This is a genomic window from Streptococcus sp. NLN76 (assembly GCF_015686645.1).
GTDB lineage: Bacteria > Bacillota > Bacilli > Lactobacillales > Streptococcaceae > Streptococcus.
Genome location: NZ_JADPMS010000103.1, coordinates 1 through 914 on the forward strand (window position 1 = coordinate 1; position 914 = coordinate 914).

Annotated in this window: 1 protein-coding gene; it reads left to right on the top strand. The window is 28.9% G+C overall.

The genetic code is table 11. The annotated features are described in order from the left end of the window. Positions 1 to 258 precede the first annotated feature (258 nt). Complete coding sequence (locus tag I1A59_RS09460) at positions 259 to 642, top strand: hypothetical protein (protein ID WP_196092493.1); 384 nt, start codon at positions 259 to 261, stop codon at positions 640 to 642. Positions 643 to 914 lie beyond the last annotated feature (272 nt).

The window sequence follows — 914 nt, forward strand, 5'->3', positions numbered from 1 at the left end:
ATTTACCCTCTTTTTTCTAGTTAGTTTCTGAAAGATACTAACTAGAAAAAGGAGGCCAGGCAACCACGGGGCGCCTAGAACGCACAAAATTCTATCAAAAACTGTCCAAGATATTGACTGAAATCCACTATAAAAGAAAAACTAGCATTTGAGTGCATCTCGGCAAATGATAAGGATTTTGACTTCAGATTACGATATTTTAAATATAGGTTAGGGATACTTAGTAGTCAAAAGGAAAAGCAATTAGCTGAGGAGTTGTTGTCAAACCTTGCTTTTTCAACATTAATGAAGTGTGTAGATTTAGATGTGTTGTATCAGTTGTTGTTTCTTTCAAATAGAAATTTACCGACTTCTTTTAATGAAATGTTGTCAGACTATATAGGTGGCTTAAGTATCTATTTTGCTAGAAAATATCAGATTAGGGAATTTGCGTTAAGTATTTTAATTGCTTTAAATATTCGAAAATATTTTGAAAATACTTTTTTTGAAGATGCTGTTGAATTTCTTGAATACATTCAAACAAATTTGGGATATTTTGGCTATGATGATCCATTTAGTAGATGTACTAATGATGTAAATCAAAAAATTTTAAATTCATTTTATAGCATAATGGCTCTAGAAAACCTGTATGATAGATTATGACATTAAGAGGGAGACATTTATGAAAAAATTATTGATTCCTGAGACGATAAAACATAAACTTCAACTATTTTTAGGTATAATTTTAAATATTTTTTCTTATGTTGTCTTTTTATTAATTCCTCAGTCAATACAAAAAATAATAGATCCCGAATTATTCATACCCTGAATATCTTTGCGTAACTATCAAAAAAATCATCAGAAACAAGCAATAAACAATTGCAGTTCTGATGATTTTTATGAACGATCAAGCTTTTCTATAAATAAATATGGAT